This window comes from Actinomadura sp. RB99 (genome assembly GCF_014706005.1).
In the GTDB taxonomy this organism is placed as follows: Bacteria; Actinomycetota; Actinomycetes; order Streptosporangiales; family Streptosporangiaceae; genus Spirillospora.
Window position 1 is genome coordinate 19297 of record NZ_JABMCA010000086.1, and the last position, 21265, is coordinate 40561.

The 21265-nt window shown below is 74.1% G+C and carries 17 protein-coding genes; 13 read left to right on the top strand and 4 right to left on the bottom strand.

Features of this window, described 5'->3' with window-relative positions:
• Window positions 1–117 precede the first annotated feature (117 nt).
• From amrb99_RS42885 to amrb99_RS42915, 7 genes are all read left to right on the top strand, one after another.
• Window positions 118–882, top strand: coding sequence for an IclR family transcriptional regulator (locus amrb99_RS42885; RefSeq protein ID WP_206700336.1), 765 nt, complete (start codon window positions 118–120; stop codon window positions 880–882).
• Window positions 875–1846: an NAD(P)-binding domain-containing protein gene (locus amrb99_RS42890; protein ID WP_190867487.1), complete on the top strand. Its 972-nt coding sequence runs from the start codon at window positions 875–877 to the stop codon at window positions 1844–1846. Before amrb99_RS42885 ends, amrb99_RS42890 begins: the two co-directional genes overlap by 8 nt.
• Before the next feature lie 346 nt (window positions 1847–2192).
• Entirely contained in the window at window positions 2193–3974 is a 1782-nt protein-coding gene (locus amrb99_RS42895) for an ABC transporter ATP-binding protein (protein WP_347257105.1), read from the top strand.
• 134 nt (window positions 3975–4108) lie between these two features.
• Window positions 4109–4846, top strand: a complete 738-nt coding sequence (locus tag amrb99_RS42900) for a PIG-L deacetylase family protein (protein ID WP_190867488.1) — start codon at window positions 4109–4111, stop codon at window positions 4844–4846.
• Window positions 4843–5541 carry a 4-carboxy-4-hydroxy-2-oxoadipate aldolase/oxaloacetate decarboxylase gene (locus amrb99_RS42905; protein ID WP_190867489.1) on the top strand — a complete coding sequence of 233 codons (699 nt, stop codon included), beginning with the start codon at window positions 4843–4845 and terminating at the stop codon, window positions 5539–5541. The genes amrb99_RS42900 and amrb99_RS42905 overlap by 4 nt, the downstream gene beginning before the upstream one ends.
• Entirely contained in the window at window positions 5538–6590 is a 1053-nt protein-coding gene (locus tag amrb99_RS42910) for a 4-oxalomesaconate tautomerase (protein ID WP_190867490.1), read from the top strand. The genes amrb99_RS42905 and amrb99_RS42910 overlap by 4 nt, the downstream gene beginning before the upstream one ends.
• A complete protein-coding gene (locus amrb99_RS42915) occupies window positions 6587–7528 on the top strand; it encodes a catechol 2,3-dioxygenase (protein WP_190867491.1) in 942 nt (313 codons plus the stop codon). The genes amrb99_RS42910 and amrb99_RS42915 overlap by 4 nt, the downstream gene beginning before the upstream one ends.
• A gap of 24 nt (window positions 7529–7552) precedes the next feature.
• Here the strand turns inward: amrb99_RS42915 and amrb99_RS42920 are convergent, their stop codons facing one another.
• Window positions 7553–8332, bottom strand: coding sequence for a DUF1932 domain-containing protein (locus amrb99_RS42920; RefSeq protein WP_190867492.1), 780 nt, complete (start codon window positions 8330–8332; stop codon window positions 7553–7555).
• A gap of 99 nt (window positions 8333–8431) precedes the next feature.
• Between amrb99_RS42920 and amrb99_RS53530 the strand changes: the two genes are divergently transcribed.
• On the top strand, window positions 8432–9109 hold the full coding sequence (locus amrb99_RS53530; RefSeq protein ID WP_347257106.1) for a GntR family transcriptional regulator: 678 nt from the start codon (window positions 8432–8434) through the stop codon (window positions 9107–9109).
• A gap of 173 nt (window positions 9110–9282) precedes the next feature.
• Window positions 9283–10404, top strand: a complete 1122-nt coding sequence (locus tag amrb99_RS42930) for a 5-methyltetrahydropteroyltriglutamate--homocysteine S-methyltransferase (protein ID WP_190867493.1) — start codon at window positions 9283–9285, stop codon at window positions 10402–10404.
• A 27-nt stretch (window positions 10405–10431) separates the two neighbouring features.
• Here the strand turns inward: amrb99_RS42930 and amrb99_RS42935 are convergent, their stop codons facing one another.
• Complete coding sequence (locus tag amrb99_RS42935; protein WP_190867495.1) at window positions 10432–11115, bottom strand: GntR family transcriptional regulator; 684 nt, start codon at window positions 11113–11115, stop codon at window positions 10432–10434.
• A gap of 65 nt (window positions 11116–11180) precedes the next feature.
• Here amrb99_RS42935 and amrb99_RS42940 point away from each other — a divergent pair, with 65 nt between their 5' ends.
• Window positions 11181–12368: an acyl-CoA dehydrogenase family protein gene (locus amrb99_RS42940; RefSeq protein ID WP_190867497.1), complete on the top strand. Its 1188-nt coding sequence runs from the start codon at window positions 11181–11183 to the stop codon at window positions 12366–12368.
• Between the two features lie 22 nt (window positions 12369–12390).
• Here amrb99_RS42940 and polA read toward each other — a convergent pair whose 3' ends face one another.
• A complete protein-coding gene (polA, locus tag amrb99_RS42945; protein ID WP_190867499.1) occupies window positions 12391–15021 on the bottom strand; it encodes a DNA polymerase I in 2631 nt (876 codons plus the stop codon).
• Window positions 15022–15196: 175 nt separating this feature from the next.
• Between polA and amrb99_RS52825 the strand changes: the two genes are divergently transcribed.
• Window positions 15197–16483, top strand: coding sequence for a PP2C family protein-serine/threonine phosphatase (locus tag amrb99_RS52825; RefSeq protein ID WP_190867501.1), 1287 nt, complete (start codon window positions 15197–15199; stop codon window positions 16481–16483).
• A gap of 37 nt (window positions 16484–16520) precedes the next feature.
• Window positions 16521–17327 carry an SAM-dependent methyltransferase gene (locus tag amrb99_RS42955; RefSeq protein ID WP_190867503.1) on the top strand — a complete coding sequence of 269 codons (807 nt, stop codon included), beginning with the start codon at window positions 16521–16523 and terminating at the stop codon, window positions 17325–17327.
• A 79-nt stretch (window positions 17328–17406) separates the two neighbouring features.
• Here amrb99_RS42955 and amrb99_RS42960 read toward each other — a convergent pair whose 3' ends face one another.
• Window positions 17407–18918: a M20/M25/M40 family metallo-hydrolase gene (locus amrb99_RS42960; protein ID WP_190867506.1), complete on the bottom strand. Its 1512-nt coding sequence runs from the start codon at window positions 18916–18918 to the stop codon at window positions 17407–17409.
• Between the two features lie 292 nt (window positions 18919–19210).
• Between amrb99_RS42960 and amrb99_RS42965 the strand changes: the two genes are divergently transcribed.
• Window positions 19211–21265: sensor histidine kinase (locus tag amrb99_RS42965; RefSeq protein ID WP_190867509.1), on the top strand; the 2055-nt coding region annotated here is incomplete at its 3' end.

Below are 21265 nucleotides of genomic sequence, written 5' to 3' on the forward strand. Positions count from 1 at the left end.
GGAAAATCCGCCCGTGACCAGGGACGTTACATACACCGTAACAACTGTTGTGAATCTGGCAACGTCTGTTAGGGTGCCCGAAGATCGGTCATCCGTCCAGCGAACCGTGGAGGGACGTTGTCCAGACCGGGCGGCTCCGCCGTCGACAAGGCCCTGGACCTCATCGAGTCCACCGTGCGGGCCGACCGCCCGCTCCGCCTGAGCGAGCTGGCGAGCGAGACGGGGATGCACCGCGCCACCGCCTACCGCATCCTGGTGGACCTGGTGAGGCGCGGCTGGGTCCTGCGCAGCGAGGACCGCTACCTGCCGGGCCCGGCCGTCCTGCGGTTCTCCCAGGCCGCCGCCGCGGGCTCGCTGGCCGTGCTCGGCCGCCCCGTGCTCCAGGCGCTGTCGGACCGGACGGGGATGATGGTGAACCTCCAGGTGCTCGAACCGGAGGGCGGGCGCGTGGTCGACGCCGTCCGCCCGCCGCGGCTGGCGATGTTCACCGACCTGCTCGGCGAGCTGCTGCCGGTCCACACGTTCGCCGGGCCCCTGGCCCTCGTCTCCGCGCTCGACGAGGCGGCCCGGCTCCCGTACCTGCGCGCCGCCGAGCGGCAGGGGCACCCGCCGGAGGGCCGCGCCGCGCTGCTGGAGGACATCGAGCGGACCCGGCGCACCGGCTTCGCGCTGCAGCGCGGGCGCAACGAGGAGGTGATCGCGTCGCTGAGCCGCGCGGTCCTCGCCGGCAACGGCCGGCCGCTGTGCGCGATCACGGTCGTCGGCCTGGACGGCGAGTTCGACGATCCGACGCAGGCCGTGCTTCGGGAGCACCTGTCCGCGGCCGCGGCGGAGCTGGGGCGCGCGCTGGCCGGTCCGGGCTCCGGGGCCGGCCGTGAGTGACCCCGCGGGCGTCGGCGTCCTGATCCTCGACCGGGGCCGGACCCGGGAGGCCGCGCGTCCGGAGGCGGTGGCGGAGGCGGTGCGCACCGCCCTCATCGCCGTCGCGGCCGGCGAGGTCTCCGCGCCGCCGCGCGTCGCCGCCCGCTCGGGGCGCGGCCTGCTGGGCGCGATGCCGGGGCACGTCCCCGGGCTGGGGCTGTCGGCGAAGCTCGTGTCGGTCTTCCCCGGCGCCGCGCCGGGCGAGCACGGCTCCCACCTCGGCATCGTCGCGCACTTCGACGCCGAGACCGGGCGGCCGCTCGCCGTCATGGACGCCGAGGCGGTCACCGCCGTGCGGACGGCGGCCGCCGCGACGGTCGCCATGCGCGCGCTCGCCCGCCCCGGCACGTCCCGGATCGCCGTGATCGGCACCGGGACGCAGGCGCGCGCGCAGATCGCGCTGATCGCGGCGATGGACGGCGTGGAGCTCGTGGTCGGCGCGCGCGACCCGGCCAAGGCCGAGCGGCTCGTCGCAGAGCTGCCCGAGCGGCCGGCCGCGGGAGCGGCGGCGGCCGGCGTCGAGGCGGCGGTCCGGTCGGCGGACGTCGTCTTCTGCTGCACGTCCAGCCGGGAACCGGTCCTCCGGCGCTCGTGGCTGCGCGACGGGGCCCACCTCAGCTCGGTCGGCGGCTCCGACGGCCCGGAGTTCGACGCCGGGACGCTGGAGGACGCGTCGCTGTTCGTCGAGTGGCCCGGCGCCGTGACCGAGCCGCCTCCGGCCGGAGCCTGGGAGCTGCAGGGCACCGACCCGGCGCGCGCCCGGCTCATCGGTGACGTCCTCGCGGGGAGGCGTCCCGGCCGCCGTTCGGCGTCGGAGCTGACGCTTTTCAAGTCGACCGGCCACGCCGCCCTCGACGTCGCGGCGGCCTCCGTGGTGTACCGCGCGGCCCGCGAGCGCGGGCTGGGCATCGCCGTCAACCTCTAGCGGGGCGCCGGCCGCCCGCCTCAGGCGCGGCGCCACCGGCTCGGCCACATTCGGATGTGCGGCCAGCGGAAAACAGTCGTCCCGTTTCGGGGTCGCTCGTCCGCCACCGGCGCCGCGCGGAAGGACGGCGCGGCGCCCTTCTCCCCCGCTTTCGACGTGTGCCGGACGCGCTCATCCTCGTTTTCGGAACGCGGCTCCCCACGGCGCACGCCGCACCCGGAAATGCGATGGCCCGTCCCGGAGGGTTCGGGGCAGCATGAAGTCCGCGGCGGCGTGGGGAGGGCGCGTGGTTCTGGCGGATGCACGGGATGGTCTTCAGGACGGACGGGCACCTCGCAGGCGGGCGGTGCTGCTGGCGTTGCGGTACTACACCGCCGTCCTGCGCCGGAACTGGCGGGTCTCGATCCCGGCGATGGTCTTCCCCGCCCTCGGGAACACCTGCCTGTACTACCTCACGCCGCTGGTGGTGGCCGCCCTGATCGGACACCTGGCGGGCGGCGGGGACGGCACGCTCGGCGCGATGCTCCCCTACCTGCTCGGTTTCACCGGCCTGATGGCGGCGGGCGAGGCGTTCTGGCGGGCCGGCCTGCACTGCCTCAACCGGACGGACGGGCGGGGCATCGAATGGCTCGGCATCGTCGGCATGGACGAGCTGCTCGCCAAGGAGACCGCCTTCTTCCACGACAACTTCGCCGGCGCGCTCACCAAGCGGATCCTCAACTTCTCCAGCGGGTTCGAGGACTTCGCAGACACGCTCGCGTTCTCGATCATGGCCAACGTGATCCCGCTGTCGTTCGCCTCGGTGGTCCTGTGGCGGTACCACCCGCTGCTGGTCGTGGTGCTCCTCGGCATGATCGTCCTGACCGGCCTGCTCGTCGCGCCGCTCATCCGCCGCCGGCAGGCGCTGGTGGACGCGCGCGAGGCCGCCAAGGTGCGGGTGTCGGGCCATGTCGCCGACGTGGTGACGAACATGGAGACGGTCCGCGCGTTCGCCGCCGAGGAGCGGGAGGCCGCGGAGTACCGCACCCGCGTCATCGAGCAGCGCCGGCTGTCGCTGCGCTCGTGGGACTACGCCAACCTGCGGGTGGACATGATCGTCGCGCCGATGTCGATCCTGACCGGCGTCCTCGGCCTGCTGGCCGCGGTCGCGCTGCGCGGCGGGCTCGGGGTGGAGGCCGTCGTGGTGACGTTCACCTACTACACCAACGCCACCCGGATCATGTTCGAGTTCAACCAGGTCTACCGGCGGATCGAGAGCACGCTCACCGAGGCCGCGCAGTTCACCGAGCTGCTCCTGGCGCCGCCGGCCGTCGTCGACCCGCCGGATCCGGAGCCGTCGGCGCCGGCCGACGCCTCGGTCCGCTTCGAGCGGGTGCGCTTCGCGCACGGCGACGGCCCGCCCCTGTTCGACGGGCTGGACCTGGAGATCCCGGGAGGCGCCAGGATCGGGCTCGTCGGACGGTCCGGCGGCGGCAAGACCACCCTGACCCGGCTGCTGCTGCGCCTGATGGACGTCGACGGGGGACGCATCCTGGTCGGCGGCCAGGACATCGCGCGGCTGCGCCAGAGCGACCTGCGCGCCCTGATCGCGTACGTGCCGCAGGAGCCCGCGATGTTCCACCGGTCGGTGCGCGACAACATCGCCTTCGCCCGGCCGGGCGCCACCGAGGACGAGATCCTGCGGGCCGCGCGGGCGGCGCACGTCACCGAGTTCACCGACGGCCTGCCGGACGGGCTCGGCACCCTGGTCGGCGAGCGCGGCGTCAAGCTCTCCGGCGGGCAGCGGCAGCGCGTCGCGCTCGCCCGCGCCATCCTCCGGGACGCGCCGATCCTGCTGCTGGACGAGGCCACCAGCGCCCTCGACTCCGAGAGCGAGATCCTCGTCCAGGAGGCGCTGTGGCACCTGATGCGCGACCGCACCGCCCTGGTCGTCGCGCACCGCCTGAGCACGGTCGTCCGGATGGACCGGCTGGTCGTCCTCGACCGGGGCCGCGTCCTGGAGCAGGGCTCGCACCGGGAGCTGCTCCAGGCGGACGGCGCGTACGCCCGGCTGTGGCACCACCAGTCCGGCGGCTTCCTCACCGACGACGACGCCGGCGCCGAGGCGCTCGACCGCCGTCCCGCCTGACCGGGCGCCGTCCCCGCGGGCGCCTCGCCACGATAAGCGCCAGAATTGTTGACAATTTCGGCGACAGGTTCCAGGATCGTGGTGGCCGGCCCTGGTCCGGGGGTCGGTCCCGCATGTCGATGGAGGAAATCCGAATGAGCACCGATACCGGCGGCCCGCTGCTCGTCGTCAGCGCGCACGCCGGTGACTTCGTGTGGCGGGCGGCGGGGGCGATCGCGCTGGCCGCCGAGCGCGGGGACCGGGCGAAGGTCGTGTGCCTGAGCTACGGCGAGCGCGGCGAGTCCGCGCGGGCGTGGCGCGAGGGCAAGGGCCTCGACGAGATCAAGGCGCTGCGGCGGAGCGAGGCGGAGGCCGCCGCGGTCGAGCTGGGCGCCGAGATCGAGTTCCTGGACGCCGGCGACTACCCGCTGCGGGAGACGCCCGAGCTGGTGGACCGCCTCGTCCGGGTGTACCGGGAGGTCGAGCCCGCGGTGGTGCTGACGCACACGCTCGCCGACCCGTACAACGGCGACCACCCGGCGGCGGCGCGGATGGCGATGCAGGCGCGCGTGCTCGCGCAGGCCATCGGGTACGACGCGCCGGGCGAGCCGCTGGGCGCGCCGCCGGTGTTCCTCTTCGAGCCGCACCAGCCGGAGCAGTGCGACTTCAAGCCGGACGTCCTGCTCGACATCACGCCGGTCTTCGAGCGCAAGCGCAAGGCGATGGAGTGCCTGCCCGCGCAGGTGCACATGTGGGAGTACTACACCGACCTGGCGAAGCGGCGCGGCGTCCAGCTGAAGCGGAACGCGGGCCCGAACCTGGGCCTGCCCCACGAGACGATGGCCGAGGCGTACGTGCGCGTGTACCCGCAGACGACGGGGGTGCTGGCGTGAGGACCGTGGTGGTGACGGACCCGCCGCGCGCGGACGCCGCGGCGGTCGACGCGCTGGGCGGCTTCGGCGTCGCGACCGTGCACGAGGCGATGGGGCGGACCGGCTACCTCGGCCCCGCGATCCGCCCGGTGCACCTCGGGTCGCGGATCGCGGGGACGGCCGTCACGGTGCTGTCGTGGCCGGGCGACAACCTGATGATCCATGTCGCGGTCGAGCAGTGCCGCCCCGGCGACGTGCTGGTGGTGGCGACGACGTCGCCGTCCACCGACGGGATGTTCGGCGAGCTGTTCGCGACGGCGCTGCAGTTCCGCGGCGTGCGCGGGCTGGTGATCGGCGCCGGGGTGCGTGACGTCGCCGCCCTGCACGCGATGGGCTTCCCGGTGTGGTCGGCGGCGGTCAGCGCGCAGGGCACGGTGAAGGCGACGCCGGGCGCGGTCAACGTGCCGGTGACCATCGGCGGGCAGGTCGTCAGGGCGGGGGACGCGATCCTCGCCGACGACGACGGCGTGGTGCGCGTCCCGCGCGAGCAGGTCGCCGGCGCGGTGGAGGCGGCGCGCGCGCGTGAGGAGAAGGAGCAGGCGACCCGCGCGGCGTTCCAGAAGGGCGAACTCGGGCTCGACCGCTACGGGCTGCGCGACCGGCTGCCCGGGATGGGCGTCGAGTACGTCCCCTACAGCGAGTACGGCGAGTCATGAGCACCGGGATCCGCTGCATGATGATGCGGGGCGGGACGTCCAAGGGCGCCTACTTCCTCGCCGGCGACCTGCCCGCCGACCCCGCCGAGCGCGACGAGCTGCTGCTGCGGGTCATGGGCACGCCCGACCCCCGGCAGATCGACGGGATCGGCGGCGCGCACCCGCTGACCAGCAAGGTCGCGGTGGTCTCCCCCTCGCGGCGGCCGGACGTCGACGTCGACTACCTGTTCCTGCAGCTCGGCGTCGGGGAGCCGACCGTCTCCGACCGGCAGAACTGCGGCAACCTGCTCGCCGGGATCGGCCCGTTCGCGGTCGAGCGCGGCCTCGTCGCGGCCGGCCCCGACCGCAGCGGCGTGCGGATCCGGATGGTCAACTCCGACAGCGTCGCGACCGCGACGTTCGCGACGCCCGGCGGCGCCGTCGACTACGACGGGGACACCGCGATCTCGGGGGTGCCCGGCACCGCCGCCCCGGTCGTCCTGGACTTCGAGGACACCGAGGGGTCGGCGTGCGGGGCGCTGCTGCCGACCGGGAACGTCCGGGACGTCGTCGACGGCGTCGAGGTCACGTGCGTCGACAACGGGATGCCGGTCGTGGTCGCCGCCGCGTCCGATCTCGGGGTCACCGGCTACGAGGACCCCGCCGACCTCGCCCGGCTGCGCGACCGGATCCAGTCGTTGCGGCTGGCCGCCGGGAAGCTGATGGGGCTCGGCGACGTCTCGGACGCGTCCGTCCCGAAGACCACGCTCGTCGCGCCGCCCCGCGACGGCGGCGCCGTCTGCACCCGGACCTTCATCCCGCTGCGCGTGCACGCCTCGATCGGCGTGCTGGGCGCCGTCACCGTGGCGACCGCGCTGCTGATGGACGGCGCGGTCGGCCACGACCTCGCCGACCTCCCGGCGCCGGGCGCGCCGATGGGCATCGAGCACCCCACCGGCCGGCTGGACGTCGCGGTCGAGCTCGACGGCGCGTCCGTGCGCCGGTCCAGCGTCGTCCGCACCGCCCGCAAGCTCTTCGACGGAACCGTCTTCCCCCGGAGGTCCCTTTGATCACGCATGAGATCGCGCACGTCGGGAGCGTCGAGCTGCTGACGCCCGTCCCGGACGAGAGCCTGCGGTTCTTCACCCGCGTCATGGGCCTGACGGAGGTCGGCTCCGAAGGCGACTCGGTGTACCTGCGGACGTGGGACGACTACGAGCACCACACCGTCAAGCTCACCGCGCACAGCACGTCCGGCATCCGCCGGACCGCGCTGCGGACCTGGTCGCAGGAGGCCCTCGAACGGCGCGTCAAGGCGATCGAGGAGGCGGGGCTCGGCATCGGCTGGCGCGACGGCGACCCCGGCCTCGGCCCGACGTACGTGTTCCGCGACCCCGACGGCCACGAGCTGGAGCTGTACTGGGAGAGCGAGTGGTACGAGGCGCCGCCGGAGCTGCGGCCGGCGCTGAAGAACCAGGCGCAGGCGTACCCGGCGCGCGGCGTGTGCGTCCGCCGCCTCGACCACGTGAACTTCCTGTCCGCCGAGGTCGAGCCGAGCACCGAGTTCCTGATGGAGACGCTCGGCGGGCGCACCACCGAGCAGATCCGGCTCGACAGCGGCGACATCGCCGGGCGCTGGCTGCACTTCACCAACAAGTCCTACGACATCGTCTACACCCGCGACCGGACGGGCGCCAACGGGCGGCTGCACCACATCGCCTTCGCCACCGACACCCGCGAGGACATCCTCCGCGCGGCCGACATCTTCCTCGACCACGGCGTCTTCATCGAGACGGGGCCGCACAAGCACGCGATCCAGCAGACGTTCTTCCTGTACGTCTACGAGCCGGGCGGCAACCGGATCGAGCTGTGCAACCCCTGCGCGCGGCTGGTCCTGGCGCCCGACTGGAAGCCGATCACCTGGACGGAGGCGGAGCGCGCCAAGGGCCAGGCGTGGGGCCTGAAGACCATCGAGTCCTTCCACACCCACGGCACCCCGCCCCTCTGACCCGCGGCACGCCGGCGGGGAGGGTCAGGAGGAGAGGCGGCGGAGGAGGTCGCGGCTGGCGGCGGCCATCGTGGGCGGGACGTCCAGTTCGACCAGCATGTCCGCCGCGGCGGCCATCTCGTCGGCGCGGCGGACGGCGTGCCGGTGCGTCCCGGCGACGAGGCGGTCCACCGTCGGCTCGCCCGCCGCGACCAGCTCCTCGACGATGTTGCCGCGCAGCCAGTCCTCGCAGCCCGCCGCGCGCGCCGCCTCCAGCGCCTCCACGACCGACGCGGCGAGGCCCTTGAAGAAGACGCTGCGCAGCAGCTTGCGGGTCGCGGCGGCGCCCGCCTCGGCGTCCATCACCTCGACGGAGGCGCCCAGCCCGGTGAGGATCGCGGCGGCGTCCGCCGCCGCGTCGCCGCTGGCCAGCATGGGGGTGAACAGCCCGCGGCCCGGCACCGGCGCCATGATCGCGATGTCGGTGAACCGCACGCCGGCCGCCTTCGCGGCCGCCGCCAGCTCCCGCTTCAGGCCGGGCGAGGCGGTGTTCATCTCGGCCCACACGGCGCCGCCCGCACCCGGGATCCCGGCGTGCAGCGCGGCCGCGGCGTCGTGCGCGCTGTTCACGCTGAGCACCAGGTCGGCGCCTTCGGCCGCGTCCGCCTCGCCGGCGGCGGCGACCGTCCCCTCCGGTGCCGCTACGGCGGGATCGTAGGCCCGGACGGCGGCGCCGGCGGCGACCAGGTCGCGCGCGATCGCCCCGCCGGCCTCCCCCAGCCCGAGCACGGCGACGACGGGCGGCCGCCCGGTACCCTCCGACATTCGAGCCTCCTCGACCACGGTGGCGCTGCCCCGCCGCTAGACTGAGGGTCGCGCCAAAATTGGCGACAATATCTTCGCACGGGTTCCACGGGAGGGACAGTGCCGACTGCCGACGACCAGGACACCGGCCGCCCGGTGGCGACCGGGATCCGGGAGGCGATCCTCTCCGGCGAGTTCGTGCCCAACCAGCGGCTGGTCGAGGCGGACCTCGCCGAACGCTTCGGCGCCAGCCGCGCCGCCGTCCGCGCCGCGCTGCTGGAGCTCGCCAACGAGGGCCTGATCGAGCGGGTCCAGAACCGGGGCGCCCGGGTCCGGGCGATCTCCCTGGAGGAGGCCATCGAGATCAGCGAGCTGCGCATGGTGATCGAGGGGCTGTGCGCCGCCAAGGCCGCCGAGCGGGTCACCGAGGACGGCGTCCGGCTGCTGACCGGGATCGCCGAGGACATGCGCGCCGCGGTCGCGTCCGGCGACGTGTTCGGCTACTCCCGGCTGAACGAGCGGCTGCACCGCGAGATCCGCGCGATCAGCGGCCAGCGCACCGCCGCCGAGGTGCTGGAGCGGCTGCGCGCGCAGAGCGTCCGGCACCAGTTCAAGCTGGCGATGCACCCCGGCCGCCCGGCGGTGTCGCTGCCCGAGCACCTGGCGATCATCGAGGCGATCCGCGCCCGCGACCCCGAGGCCGCCGAGCGGGCCGCCCGCGAGCACCTGCGCAGCGTCATCCGCACCCTGCCCGAGGCGGACCGCACCCGGCCGCACGGCAACGGCCTGGCGCCCTGACGACGGCTCCGCCGTCGCCCTCGCGCGGCCCCTGCGCGGGCGGCGGTCCCGGCCGGCTGCTCTCGCGGCCGGTCAGGGGCGATCCTGGGCGGCGGATTGATCGCCGTCGCCGGAGTGCCTAGATTTGGCGGTGGAGCCCGTTCCGGCAGCACCGTCTCGGTCAGGGAGCCGCCATGTCCCCGCGCACACGCCCGCCCTTCCGCGCCGACCACGTCGGGAGCCTGCTGCGCCCGCCCGACCTGCTGGCCGCGCGCGACGACCACGCCCGCGGCCGCATCGACGGCCGGCGCCTCGCCGAGGTGGAGGACGCCGCGATCCGCGACGCCGTCGCGATGCAGCGCCAGGCCGGGCTGCGGACCGCCACCGACGGCGAGTTCCGCCGCACGTCCTGGCACATGGACTTCATCTACCGGCTCGGCGGGATCAGCCCGGCGGACGAGCAGATCAAGGTCAGGTTCCGCAACGAGTCGGGCGACCTGGAGTTCAGCACGGCCGCGCTGCGCGTGCACGACCGGGTCCGCCTCGAGGAGACGATCTTCGCCGACCACTTCCGCTTCCTGCGGGACGCGGCGGGCGAGGGCGTCACGCCGAAGCTGACGATCCCGTCGCCGAACATGGTCCACTACCGGGGCGGGCCCGCGGCGATCGACCCGGAGGTGTACCCGGACGTCGAGGAGTTCTGGTCCGACCTGGCCGCCGCGTACGCCGAGCAGGTACGGCGGATCGCCGCCCTCGGCTGCCGGTACCTGCAGCTCGACGACACCAGCCTCGCCTACCTCAACGACCCGAAGCAGCGCGCGATGATCGCCGAGCGCGGCGACGACCCGGACCACCTGCACCTGCGCTACATCCGGCAGATCAACGCGGCACTGGCGGGACGTCCCGCCGACCTCGCCGTCACCACGCACATGTGCCGCGGCAACTTCCGCTCGTCGTGGACGGCGGAGGGCGGCTACGACTTCGTCGCCGAGGCGCTGTTCTCCGAGCTGGACGTGGACGGGTTCTTCCTGGAGTACGACGACCAGCGCTCCGGGGGATTCGAGCCGCTGCGGTTCGTCCCGCCCGGCAAGACGGTCGTGCTCGGCCTGGTCACGACCAAGCGCGGCGAGCTGGAGTCGAAGGACGAGCTGAAGCGCCGCATCGACGAGGCCGCCCGGTTCGTCCCGCTGGAGCAGATCTGCCTGTCGCCGCAGTGCGGGTTCTCCTCCACCGTCGAGGGGAACGTGCTCACGGCGAGCGAGCAGTTCGCCAAGCTGCGGCTGATCGCGGAGACCGCCGAGGAGGTCTGGGGCTGACCCCCGCCCGGACGCCCCCGGGGCGGGCTAGCCGGTCTCGGCGGGCTCCTGGGCGGGCTCGGCCATGAGGTGCTCGAGGGCGGTGACCGCGTGCGCGCGGTGCACGTCGAGGACGCGGACGGCCTCGTCGGCGTCCCCGGCGCGCAGCGCGGCGAGGGCCGCGCGGTGCTCGCCGACGACGCGTTCCCGGTTGACGCCCTCGCCGTAGTAGATGGAGCGGTAGGCGTCGGTGGCGTCCCACAGCGTGCGGATGAGCCGGACGAGGCGCGGCATCGCCGCGTACTCGTAGAGCGCCATGTGGAACGCCCGGTTCGCCGCCGCCATCGCGAGCACGTCGCCGGCCCGCGCCGCGGCCTCCACCTCGTCCTCGGCGCGGTCGAGGGCGGCGAGGTCGGCGGCCGTCATCAGCGCGGCCGCGCGGCGCACCGCCTCCTCTTCGAGGAGGGTCCGGATGCGGTACACCTCGCGCAGGTCGCCGAGGGACAGCTCCTCGACGTAGTAGCCGCGGTGCGCGCGGTAGGTGACCAGGCCCTCGCCCTGCAGGGTCTTGAGCGCCTCGCGCAGCGGGACGCGGCTGACGCCGAACTCCTCGGCCACCACGTCCTGCCGGATCGGCGCGCCCGGGCGGAGCCGGCCGCTGGTGATGGCGCGCCGCAGCTCGTCGAGGACGAACTGCTGGGCCGTCGGCGGCCGGGTGCGCTGCACGGTCATCGGGCCACCATCTCACGCGGGGTCACTGGATCACGGATATTGGATCCAATACTAGACTCCCGCGCATGACGACCTCACCGCGCGCCAGGACCGTCCACCCCACCGCCCTGTTCGGCATCGACGGGCTCCTCAGCGAGGAGGAGCGCGAGATCCGCGCCACCGTCCGCAAGCTCTGCGACAAGGAGCTGCGCCCGCACCTGCCCGAGTGGTTCGACAAGGGCGGCATCCCGGCGCGGGAGCTGGCCAGGCAGTTCGGCTCCATCGGCGTGCTGGGCATGCACCTGGAGGGCTACGGCTGCGCCGGGATGGGCGCCGTCTCCTACGGCCTGGCCTGCCTGGAGCTGGAGGCCGCCGACTCGGGCCTGCGCAGCCTGGTGTCCGTGCAGGGCTCCCTCGCGATGTTCGCGATCTGGAAGCACGGCAGCGAGGAGCAGAAGCGGCAGTGGCTGCCCGCGATGGCGCGCGGCGAGGCGATCGGCTGCTTCGGCCTCACCGAGCCCGACTTCGGCTCCGATCCCGCCGGCATGCGCACCCGGGCCCGCCGCGACGGCGCCGACTGGATCCTGTCCGGCACCAAGATGTGGATCACCAACGGGTCGGTCGCGGACGTGGCGGTCGTGTGGGCCCGCACCGACGACGGCATCCGCGGCTTCCTCGTCCCCGCCGGCACCCCCGGCTTCGAGGCCCGCGACATCGAGCGCAAGCTGTCGCTGCGCGCCAGCGTGACCAGCGAGCTGGTGCTGGACGAGGTGCGGCTGCCCGCGGACGCGGTGCTGCCGGAGGCGCGCGGCCTGTCCGGGCCGCTGAGCTGCCTGAACGAGGCGCGCTTCGGGATCGTGTTCGGCGCGGTCGGCGCCGCCCTCGACTGCCTGGAGACCACCCTCGACTACGTCGGCGAGCGGCGGGTGTTCGACCGCCCCCTCGCCTCGTACCAGCTCACGCAGCAGAAGCTGGCCGACATGACGCTGGAGGCGGGCAAGGGGCTGCTGCTGGCGATCCACCTCGGCCGCCTGAAGGAGGCCGGGACGATCACGCCCGAGCAGGTCAGCGTCGGCAAGCTCAACAACGTCCGCGAGGCCATCGACATCGCCCGCACCTGCCGGACGCTGCTCGGCGCCAACGGCATCACGCTGGAGTACCCCGTCATCCGGCACGCCGCCAATCTGGAGTCGGTGCTGACCTACGAGGGCACCTCCGAGGTGCACTCGCTCGTCATCGGCCGCGCGCTCACCGGCGAGTCCGCCTTCCAGTAGGCGCGGGCCGGGCGGACGGGCGTCAGTGGGCGGCGGCGGCCCAGTCGGCGCCGATGCCGGTCGCCACGTCCAGGCCGACCGCGAGCGGGTACGCGGTGCTCATCCGCGCGCGCACGAGGTCGCGGACGGCGTCGTGCTCCCCCGGCGCGACCTCCAGGACGATCTCGTCGTGGACCTGCAGCAGCAGCCGGCTGCGCGCCCCGGCCTCGGTGAGCGCCGCGTCCACCCGCAGCATCGCGATCTTGACGATGTCGGCGGCCGAGCCCTGCACCGGCGCGTTCAGTGCCATCCGCTCGGCGGTCTCGCGCCGCTGCCTGTCGTCGCTGGTCAGATGCGGCAGGTAGCGGCGGCGGCCGAGGAGCGTGCGGGTGTAGCCGGTCACCCGGGCCTCCGCGACGACCTCCTCCAGGTAGTCGCGGACGCCGCCGAGCCGCGCGAAGTAGGCGTCCATCAGCGGCCGCGCCTCCGCCATCGCGATGCCGAGCTGCTTGGCCAGCCCGAACGCCGACAGCCCGTAGGCCAGCCCGTACGACATCGCCTTGATCTTGCGGCGCATGTCCGGCGTCACCGCCTCCGGGGCGACCTGGAAGACCCGCGCCGCCATCGTGCTGTGCAGGTCCTCCCCTGACGCGAACGCGGCGAGCAGGGTGGGGTCCTCAGACAGGTGCGCCATGACGCGCAGCTCCAGCTGCCCGTAGTCGGCGGTCAGCAGCGCGTCGAAGCCGTCGCCGGGCCGGAACGCGCGGCGGATCCGCAGCCCCTCCTCGGTGCGGACGGGGATGACCTGCAGGTTCGGCTCGGTGGAGGTGAGGCGCCCGGTCGCCGCGACGGTCTGCTGGAAGGTGGTGTGGATGCGCCCGTCCGCGCCGATCTCCCGGACGAGCCCCGCGACCGTGGCGCGCAGCCGGGCCTGGTCGCGGTGGCGCAGCAGGATCCGCGGGAGGCCGTTGTCGGTCTGCGTCGCCAGCCAGGTCAGCGCGTCCAGGTCGGTGGAGTGCCCGGACTTGATCTTCTTGGTCTTCGGCAGCCCCAGCTCGCCGAACAGCACCTCCTGGAGCTGCTTGGTGGAACCGGGGTTGAAGCGGTGCCCGGCGATCTCGGCCGCGTCGTCGGCGGCGCGCTCCATGCCGTCGGCGAAGTGCCGCTCCAGCTCGCGCAGGAGCCCGGCGTCCACGGCGACGCCGGTGCGCTCGGCGCGGGCGAGCAGGCCGGACAGCGGCAGCTCGACGTCGCCGAGCAGCTCGCCCATCCCGGTGGACGCGAGGTCGGGGGCGAGCCGTCCGGCCAGGTCGAGGACGGCGCCGGCCCGCAGCATCAGTCCCTCGGGGCCGTCCTCGGGCGGGCGGCGGCCGAGGTAGCGGGCCGCGACGTCGGCGACCCCGTAGGCGGCGAGGCCGGGCAGCAGCAGGTAGGCGGCCATGGCCGTGTCCACGGCGACGCCGCCGAGCCGCCACCCGCGCTCGGGCAGCACGCGCAGCAGCGCCTTGGCGTCGTGCACCGCCTTGGGGCGGTCCGGGTCGGCGAGCCACCCCGCGAACGCGGCCTCGTCGGCGGCGGTGAGGGCGGACGGCTCGAACGCGGCGGCGAACCCGTCGGCGGTGGCCAGCGCGATCCGGTGGACGTCGCCGGAGCCGCGCGCCCATACGTGGTCGGCGGCGAGCCCGACCAGTCCGGTCGCCCTCTCGGCGAGCCATGGCGCCAGCTCGTCCGGCCCGAGTTCGCGGCCGCGCAGCACGGGCCCGGCGGGTTCCGCGGGACGGCCGCCGCCGGGGTCGGCGGCGAACAGGCGCTGCCGCAGGCTCGCGTTGCGGAACTCCAGGTCGTCCAGCAGCGAGGTGAAGGCGGCGATGTCGTAGGGCCGGCGCCGCAGGTCGCCGACGTCCACGGGGAGGTCGACGTCGCGGACCAGCTCGGTGAGCCGCCGGTTCAGCCGGACGGTGTCGAGCGCGGCGCGCAGCCGCTCCCCCGCCTTGCCCTTCACCTCGTCCGCCCGTTCCAGCAGCGCGGCGAGCGACCCGTACTCGCGGATCCACTTCGCGGCGGTCTTCTCGCCGATGCCGGGGATGCTCGGCAGGTTGTCGGACGGGTCGCCGCGCAGCGCCGCGAAGTCGGGGTACTGCGCGGGCGTCAGCCCGTACTTCGCCTCGACCGCCTCCGGCGTGTACCGGATCATCTCCGACGCCGTCCGGTAGAAGTACAGGACGGTCACGTCCTCGCTGACGAGCTGGAGCGCATCGCGGTCGCCGGTGACGACCAGCACGTCCAGGCCGTCCGCCGCGGCCTTCGTCGCGAGGGTCGCGATGACGTCGTCCGCCTCGTAGCCGGGCGCCCGCAGCACGGGGACGTTCATCGCGCCGAGCAGCTCGTCGAGGACGGCGAGCTGCCCGCCGAACTCCTCGGGCGAGCGCGCCCGCGTCGCCTTGTACCCGGGGAACGCCTCGGTGCGGAACGAGCGGCGCGAGACGTCGAACGCGACCGCGAGATGCGTCGGGCGCTCGTCGCGCAGCGCGTTGGCCAGCATGTTCGCGAACCCGTAGACGGCGTTGGTGGGCTGCCCCGCCGTCGTGCTGAAGTTCTCGACCGGCAGGGCGTAGAACGCCCGGTAGGCCAGCGAGTGGCCGTCCAGGAGCAGCAGGCGGGGCCGGTCGGTCATGTCCCCATCCTCGCAGCCGCGCGGGCGCCGGCGGCGCGGCCGGGCCGGGCGGCGGAAAGCGGAGGCTGCTTCCGCGAAGCCCTTGCGGCGGCCGCCGGGCGCACGAAATGATCATGTCTGCACGATTCAGCGCCCCTCGTCACGATTCACCGAGCGCCCGCGGGAGGCGTACGACGTGAACGCCGAATCCGAGCCCGACCGGCTCCGGCTGCTGAGCGCGGCGAGCACCGGGATGGCCGGCGTCCTGGACATGGAGCGGGTCGCGCGGCACCTGGTCGCGGTCGCACTCGGCGGGTTCGCCGACACGGTCGGGGTGTACGTCGCCGAGCAGCTGATCGTCGGGGACGAGCCGCCCCGCCCGCCCGGCGTCCGGGCCGTGGAGACGCGCCGGATCGCGGTCGGCGCGACCGGCGCCGACCTGGAGCCGCTGTTCCCGGCCGGGGAGATGGTGGTGTTCGCGGCCGGCAGCGCCTACGCCGCGTGCATCGCCGACGGGGCGCCGCAGCGGTTCGGCGAGCTGGACCGGCACCTCGTCCTGGAGCCGCGGGTGCCGCCGCCGCGCCCGGCCCGCGAGCGGCTCGCCGACCTGGTGGACTTCCTGCTCGTCCCGCTGCGGACGGGCGAGGCCGTGCTCGGGCTCGCCGCGTTCGCGCGCGGGAAGGCGGCGGGGCCGTTCACCGACGCGGACGCCGCATTGGCCGGCGAACTGGCCGCCCTGACCGCCCGCTGCCTGGACGGCGCGCGCCGCTACCAGCGCGAGCACGCGGCGGCGCGGGCGCTGCAGGCGGGGCTGCTGCCGCTGCCGCCGGGCGCCGTCCCCGGAGTGCGGGTGGCGCACCGGTCGGTGCCCGCAGGCCGGGCCAACCTCGTCGGCGGCGACTGGTGCGACGTCGTCCCGCTGCCCGGAGGGCGGCTCGCGCTCGTCATCGGCGACGCCATGGGCCACGGTTCGGCCGCCGCCGCGGCCATGGTGCAGCTGCGCGCCGCCGCGCGCACACTGGCGATGCTCGGCAAGGACCCGGCGGAGATCCTCACCTGGCTGGACCGCATCGCGCCCGACATCGGCCCCGTCCAGTTCGCGACCTGCGCGTGCGCCGTCCTGGACCCCGCCGCCGGCACCGCCGAGATCTGCCGCGCCGGGCACCCGCCGCCGATCCTGCTGCGCCCGGACGGCGACTGCGACGTCCTCGACCTGCCGCCCGGGCTGCCGCTCGGCCTGGACGGCGCCGACTACGAGAACACCCGGGTGGCCGTCCCGGACGGGTCCACCCTCGTGCTCTACACCGACGGGCTGATCGAGACCCGCGCCCGCGACCTGGAGGCGGGGATCGCGGCGCTGCGGTCCGCGCTCGCGGGCCGGGCGGGCCCGCTGGAGGACGCGTGCGCCGACGTCGTCGCGAAGCTCGTCGTCCCGCCGAACCACGACGACGTCACCGTGATGCTCGTCCGCACCGGCACCTGACCGGCCGGGGCGCGACCGCACAACGAGAGGGGATCCGTTGAACGACCCGGACTGGGCGACCGGCATCGACCCGAACCAGGCGAGCGTCGCGCGCGTCTACGACTACCTGCTGGGCGGCGCGCACAACTTCTCCGCGGACCGCGACATCGCCCGGACGCTGGAGGCCATCGAGCCGCAGGCCCGCGCGATCGCGGCGGCGAACCGGGCGTTCCTCGTACGTGCCGTCCGGTACCTCGCCGCCGAGGCCGACGTCCGGCAGTTCCTCGACATCGGCTCGGGCATCCCGACGCTAGGCAACGTGCACGAGATCGTCCGCCGGGTGGACCCGGCGGCGCGGGTCGTCTACGTCGACCGCGACCCGGTGGCGGTCGCGCACAGCACCGCGCTGCTGGACGGCGACCCGAACGCCGCCGTGATCCGGGCGGACCTGACCCGCCCGGCGGACGTCCTCGGCCACCCGACCGTGCGGAAGATGATCGACTTCGACGAGCCGGTGGGGCTGCTGCTGGTCGCCGTCCTGCACTTCGTCACCGACGCGCAGGACCCGGGCGGCATCCTGGCCGAGCTCACCGCGCCGCTCGCGCCGGGCAGCCACCTGGCCGTCAGCCACGGCACGCACAAGCGGGAGACCGGCGAGGCGGTCGCGACGGTGTACCGGCGGGCCGTGGCGCAGGGCGAGCCGACGCTGCGCACCGCCGAGGAGATCGGCGCCTTCTTCACCGGCTTCGACCTGGTCGAGCCCGGTCTCGTGCACGGCCCGCTCTGGCGCCCCGACTCGCCGGACGAGGTGCCGGACGACCCGTCCCGCTTCTGGTTCCTGGTGGGCGTCGGCCGCAAGCCCTGACCCCGCCGGTCCGTTCGCCTGCGGCGGGCCGCCGTCATGAACGCGCCATAACGGCGACCCGCCGCGGCTCAACGCGCGGTCAGCGGGTGAGGTAGGAGCCCACCCGGGTCGGCGCGGCCGGCTTCGCCGCCGCCTGCTTGCGGGCGAGCGCGTTGCCGTTGACGGTGAGCGTGCTGTGGGCGAACAGCTCGGTGACCGCCGCGGTGGCGTCGATCATCTGGTCGAAGCCCTGCAGGTTCACGTTGTCGTAGCGGTCGCAGGCGGAGTGGTAGCAGGGGTCGTAGGCGACGCCGGCGGTGCCGCCGTACACCTTCGCCTGCTCCTCGGTCTTGATCTTCTCGGCGCCGGTGAAGATGCCGCCCGCCGGGATGCCCGCGGTGATGAAGGCGTTGTAGTCGGAACGCCCGTCGAACGCGGTCGGGTCGGTGGCGAGGCGGCGTGCAGCGAAGTGGTCGGTGAACGCCTTCTCGATCGCGCCGGTGCCGGGCGGGGTGTCGACGTTGTTGCCGCCCTCGCTGTTGTCGCCGTCGTAGACGAACCGGACGTAGTTCGGCGAGGCGAGCATGTCGAAGTCGAGCATCAGCGCGACCTTGTCCCGCTCGGCCTGCGGCAGGTTGTCCACGTAGTACTGCGAGCCGAGCAGGCCCTCCTCCTCGGCGCCCCAGAAGGCGAACCGCACCTGGTTGCGGACCTTGGCGCCCAGCTTGTGGATCTGCTTGGCCATCTCCAGCAGCGTCGCGGTGCCGGAGCCGTCGTCGTTGATGCCGGGCCCGGCGGTGACGCTGTCGTTGTGCGCGCCGACCACCACGACGTTGTCGGCGCGGCCGCGCGGGGTGTCGGCGATGACGTTGGCCGCCGCGCGCTTCTGGTTGGTGGTGTCGGTCTTGACGTGCAGCGTCACGCCACCGTTCTGCGCCTGCTTGACGAGGTCGGTGCCGACCGCGTTGGTCGGCCCGACGACGGGGATCGAGTACGGCGTGGTGAGGGTGCCCGCCACCGGTCCCGGCTGGCCGGGCAGCTGGTAGATGACGACGGCGCTCGCGCCGGCGGCGACGGCGTTGCCGGCCTTCACGGAGAAGAAGCAGCCGCCGCGCTGGATCAGCGCGATGCTCCCCTTCGGGAAGCCGGCGAAGTCGCCGGCCTCGCAGCCGCTGCCGTTGCCGGTGGCCTCCGGGTCGACGGGCGTCGCGGCGGCGGTGACGTCGCCGGACCCGGAGTACTGGAGCGTCGCGAAGTCGGTGTCGGGAGTGAAGGTCTTCGGGGTCGGCGCGGTCTCGGCGAACGTCGCGGGCGCGTTCTCCTGCCAGAAGTCGAAGGTGAAGTCCTGGACCGTCGGGTGGTAGCCGTAGCGCTTCAGCTGGTCGGCGATGTACTTGATGGTGATCTTGTTGCCGTCCAGGCCGGCGGCGCGGTTGCCGCCGTTGGCGTCCGCGATCTTCTGCAGGTCGAGCTGGTGCTGGCGGACGGCCTTGAGGGTGACGAGGGCGGCCAGCTTGGACCTGTCCGGTCCGGCGGCCTGGGCGTCGGTCGCCGCCAGCGCGGTGGCGGCGAGCGAGAGCCCCAGGAGGGAGGCGAGCGCGGCTCTGCGCATGACCGTGGCTCCGTTGCAGGGGGGGACAAATTTCACGAAGCGTGACATGTGGGCTTACACCCAACAAGATCTAGAGTTGCCAATCCGCGGCCGTTGCCGGAAGCGGCCAGCTCCGCCCGCGCCCTCCCGTTTCCGCCCATTTCCATGCCGATGTCGAGGTCACTGCGCGTACGCATCCGATAAATAGCAGTTGATACCCCTGGTCAGCGATAAATCCGACTCAGTATGCTGCGGGCCTTTGCAGCTCGGCGACGGAGCGAGCTCCACGACGCACGACACAGGGAGTGAACCGGTGACGCGACCCGACCAGGCGCCCGCGACGCCGCGGCGTCCGCGCATCCGGACCGGCCGGCCGCGCACCCGCAGCATCAGGCGCCGGATCGCGCTGCTGCTGTCGGTCCCGCTGGCCTCGCTGCTGGTCCTGTGGCTCGTCCCGACCGGCGTCACGCTGTCGAACGCGTTCGAGCGGTACGACTTCGCGACGGTCTACGACAAGGTCGGGCTGCCCGCCACCACCGTCATCGAGGCGATGCAGCAGGAGCGCTCCGCGGCCGTCGCGTCGCTGGCCCACCCCAAGGCCGGGAGCGAGACGAAGTTCAAGGAGCAGGCGGCCCGGACGGACACGATGGTCGCGGCGTTCCGCAAGTCGGCCTTCTCCTCCGACGCCGCGGGCGCCATGGACGACGCCGTCGAGCGGCGCGTCCACACGCTCAGCGGCGCGTTCGACGCGCTGGAGTCGCTGCGCGCGCAGATCCGCGTCGACGGCACCACCCCGCTCGGCGCGATCGGCGGCTACAGCAAGATCATCGACGGCACGATCCGGGTGCTCACCACGCTGGTCAGCGTCAACGCCGTCCCGGTGTACCAGCAGACCAACGCGCTGCTGGACAACTACTGGGCGCGCGAGTTCATGCTGCGCGAGGCCGACCTCGTGTCCGGGCTGCAGCGCGGCGCGCTGGGCTCCGACGAGCGGACCACGTTCGCCGGCTGGGCGAGCACCCGCGCCCAGTTCTTCGAGCTCGGCCGCGCCGCCGGCGACGGCCCGATCGCCAGGATCATGGACGACCTGGCGAACTCGTCGCAGTACACCGCCTACACGGCGCTGGAGAACGCCGTGGTCGACAACGGGTTCGCCCCGTCCCAGCGCGAGTGGCGCACCACGATCGCGGCGCTGTCGCCGGTCTGGCTGCAGGCCGCGGCGAAGGCCGGCGACCAGGTGAGCAACAAGGACGTCAAGCCCGCCGGCCGCCGGATCATGCTCACCTTCTACCTGATCGGCGGGCTCGGGCTGCTGGCCGTGGCGGCCTCGGTGGCCCTGTCGCTGCTGTTCGCCCGCCGCATCACCGAGGAGCTGCGGCACCTGCAGCGGACCGCGCAGGAGCTGGCGCACGAGCGGCTGCCGCGGGTGGTGGCCCGGCTGCGCCGCGGCGACCCCGTCGACGTCGACGCCGAGGTGCCGCCGCCGGTCATCGGCGGCACCCGCGAGATCGCGCTCGTCGGCGAGGCGTTCGGCGCCGTCCAGCGGACCGCGGTGAGCACCGCGGTCGGCGAGGCCGACCTGCGCGCCGCCATCAACCGGGTCTTCGTCAACCTGTCGTGGCGGAGCCAGTCGCTGCTGCACCGCCAGCTCCGGCTGCTGGACCAGATGGAGCGCCGCGCCGCCAGCCCCGAGGAGCTGGACGACCTGTTCCGGCTGGACCACCTCACCACCCGCATGCGCCGGCACGCCGAGGGCCTGGTCATCCTGTCCGGCTCGCCGACCGTCCGCGCCTGGGACCACCCCGTGTCCGCCGAGGACGTCATCCGCGCGGCGATCGCCGAGGTCGAGGACTACACCCGGGTCGAGGTGACCGGCGCGTCGTCGGCCGCGGTGACCGGCACCGTCGTCGCCGACGTGATCCACCTGCTCGCGGAGCTGATCGAGAACGCCGCGTCGTTCTCCCCGCCGACCACCGAGGTCACCGTCAAGCTCGACACGGTGGCGAACGGGCTGGCCGTCGAGATCGTCGACCGCGGCGTCGGGCTCGACCCGGACGAGCGCGACGAGCTGAACCGGCGGCTGTCCAGCACCGTGGAGTTCGACCTGGTCGACACCGAGCGGCTCGGGCTGTTCGTCGTCGCGCGGCTCGCCGACCGGCACGGCATCAGCGTGTCGCTGCAGCCGTCCCCGTACGGCGGGACGACCGCGATCGTGCTCGTCCCGCACTCGCTGGTGGTGCTGGACGAGCCGCACGAGCTGCTGAGCGGCGCCGAGCCGCCGCTGGTCGCGCACCCGGTCGGGTCCGCCACGGGGGCGCCGCGCGGCCTGGCCCGCCCGGCGCGTCCCGCGCTGCCGGGCCCGGCGTAC

Coding starts and splice junctions, on each gene's coding strand:
- amrb99_RS42900 (WP_190867488.1), top strand. CDS start 4,109: ATGAGCACCGATACCGGCGGCCCGCTGCTCGTCGTCAGCGCGCACGCC.
- amrb99_RS42910 (WP_190867490.1), top strand. CDS start 5,538: ATGAGCACCGGGATCCGCTGCATGATGATGCGGGGCGGGACGTCCAAG.
- amrb99_RS42920 (WP_190867492.1), bottom strand. CDS start 8,332: ATGTCGGAGGGTACCGGGCGGCCGCCCGTCGTCGCCGTGCTCGGGCTG.
- amrb99_RS42930 (WP_190867493.1), top strand. CDS start 9,283: ATGTCCCCGCGCACACGCCCGCCCTTCCGCGCCGACCACGTCGGGAGC.
- amrb99_RS42935 (WP_190867495.1), bottom strand. CDS start 11,115: ATGACCGTGCAGCGCACCCGGCCGCCGACGGCCCAGCAGTTCGTCCTC.
- amrb99_RS42940 (WP_190867497.1), top strand. CDS start 11,181: ATGACGACCTCACCGCGCGCCAGGACCGTCCACCCCACCGCCCTGTTC.
- polA (WP_190867499.1), bottom strand. CDS start 15,021: ATGACCGACCGGCCCCGCCTGCTGCTCCTGGACGGCCACTCGCTGGCC.
- amrb99_RS42960 (WP_190867506.1), bottom strand. CDS start 18,918: ATGCGCAGAGCCGCGCTCGCCTCCCTCCTGGGGCTCTCGCTCGCCGCC.